The organism is Mesorhizobium sp. M7A.F.Ca.CA.003.01.2.1 (assembly GCF_003998945.1).
GTDB lineage: Bacteria > Pseudomonadota > Alphaproteobacteria > Rhizobiales > Rhizobiaceae > Mesorhizobium > Mesorhizobium ciceri.
Genome location: NZ_RZRA01000989.1, coordinates 1 through 1,992, shown reverse-complemented (window position 1 = coordinate 1,992; position 1,992 = coordinate 1). Strand labels below are relative to the sequence as shown.

The window sequence follows — 1,992 nt, the reverse complement described above, 5'->3', positions numbered from 1 at the left end:
GTGAAGGTCGGCTTGTGCTTGCCGCGGAGATGATTGGCGATGACAGTGGCCAGACGACCGACGACGAGACCTTCGGCGTCGATCAGGATCCACTTCTTCACCACATCCGCAGGCTTCTGCGAAAAGGTTGTCATGTTTTCTGCTCTCGGTTCTGACCTTCATAAGAGAAGGCGTTTCTTGTTGCTTGGATTGGCGAAAGGCGCTTGCCCGCCGCCAATAACAAAACGGCGGCCTTTGCGGGCCGCTGCTTCGTGGAGGCTTATAGGCGAGGGTGGTGACCGCGTCAAGGCGAACGAAAAGGTAGATATCAGGTAAAATGTAGCAAAAACAATAACTTGAACAAAAGGTATTATTTTACCACATCACCATTCCGCTTCGGCGGGATCGAATAGGTGCCGATGGCATGCGCCACCGTGTGTCCGTCTGGGCCGGCAACGATGTCGATGTCGAACACCATCAGGCTCTTTCCCAGCTTCAGGATGCGGCAATGGCCGTCGATCGGTCCTGCCTCGGCCTTGCGCACGAAATTGATGTCGAGGTTGACGGTGACCGAAAGCGCATCCGGCCCGGCATGGCTGAGCACGCAGACGTAGCCGCCAATGTCGGCCAGCGTGAACAGCGAGGGGCCGGACACCGTGCCGCCGGGACGCAAATGCCGTTCGCCGGCGTTGAGCCGCACGGTGCAGCCGCCCGGGAACACGTCGATCGCCTCGAAATATTTGAACTGCTCATTGAGCTGCGGATAGACGGTTTCCATCAGCGCATTGACTTGTTGCGCGGTCAGCACGGGCTTGAGGTTGGTCTGGGCGGGCATGTCTTGGTCTCTCGCTTTGCGCCAGGCCTGTATGAGCGCAGCGCGGCATTTCTGACAACCTTCGTCCCCTGGCGCAAGCGATCGGTGTTGGACGAAACCTGATCCGGTATTAGATAGTCTGGCAGCCCCAGCGGAATCGCGGAGAACCCTATCCATGGCCGAAATCCTTGCCATCAAGCCTGCCGCCGTTGAGGGTCCGGTGGTTGCACAACTGGACAAGGGCGTGCTGCGCCTCACACTCGCCAATCCGCCTGCCAACGCGCTGTCGCTGGCGGTGATGGCGGCGCTGACGGCCGAACTCGAGCGCGCCAGGGCCGACAAGGCCGTTCGCGTCATCGTCTTGTCGGCTGCCGGCAAGGTGTTCTGCGCCGGCCATGATCTCAAGGAAATGACCGCGCGCCGCACTGACGCCGATCATGGCAAGGCCTTTTTCGCAGAGACGTTTGCCGCTTGTGCGACGCTGATGCAGGCGATCGTGCGTCATCCAGTGCCTGTCATCGCCGAGGTTGACGGCCTGGCCACCGCCGCCGGGCTGCAACTGGTCGCCAGCTGCGACCTGGCGATCGCTTCGCATGAGGCGACCTTCTGTACGCCGGGTGTCAACATCGGCCTGTTCTGCTCGACGCCGATGGTGGCGCTGTCGCGCAACGTCTCGCGCAAGCATGCGATGGAGATGCTGTTGACCGGCGAGACCATTGATGCGGCAACCGCCAAGGAATTCGGCCTGGTCAACCGCGTCGTGCCGCGTGAATACCTGAATCAGATCGTCACCAAATACGCGCAAACCATTGCTTCCAAATCATCTTTGGTGGTCAAGACGGGCAAGGAGGCGTTTTACTCGCAGGCCGAAATGGGGCTGGCGGATGCTTACACCTATACCGGCCGGATCATGGTCGAAAACATGCTCGCGCGCGACGCCGAGGAAGGCATCGGCGCCTTCATCGGCAAGCGCAAGCCGGAATGGACGGACGAATAGGAGCAGCACCATGGAGCCGCGAATCTCTATCGTTACCATCGCCACCGATGATCTGGACCGCGCGGTGCGCTTTTACGAGGCTATGGGCTTGAAGCGGCATGCCGGTATCACCGACGGTGTCGCCTTCTTCCAGATGGGCGGCGTCATTCTTGGTCTGTTCCCACGTGCCAGCGCAGAAGAGGATTCCGGCGTCGCCTTCGCC

The 1,992-nt window shown here is 60.3% G+C and carries 4 protein-coding genes; 2 read left to right on the top strand and 2 right to left on the bottom strand.

The features are described 5' to 3' along the window. A partial coding sequence (locus tag EN969_RS28685) for an uL13 family ribosomal protein (protein WP_206525254.1) occupies positions 1 to 134 on the bottom strand: 134 nt, incomplete at its 3' end. Between the two features lie 215 nt (positions 135 to 349). After that, positions 350 to 814 carry a PaaI family thioesterase gene (locus EN969_RS28680; RefSeq protein ID WP_063167783.1) on the bottom strand — a complete coding sequence of 155 codons (465 nt, stop codon included), beginning with the start codon at positions 812 to 814 and terminating at the stop codon, positions 350 to 352. 154 nt (positions 815 to 968) lie between these two features. Here EN969_RS28680 and EN969_RS28675 point away from each other — a divergent pair, with 154 nt between their 5' ends. Beyond that, positions 969 to 1,790, top strand: a complete 822-nt coding sequence (locus EN969_RS28675; protein ID WP_063167784.1) for an enoyl-CoA hydratase — start codon at positions 969 to 971, stop codon at positions 1,788 to 1,790. Between the two features lie 10 nt (positions 1,791 to 1,800). Next, positions 1,801 to 1,992 (top strand): VOC family protein (locus EN969_RS28670; protein ID WP_348632420.1); only part of this gene is annotated, 192 nt, incomplete at its 3' end.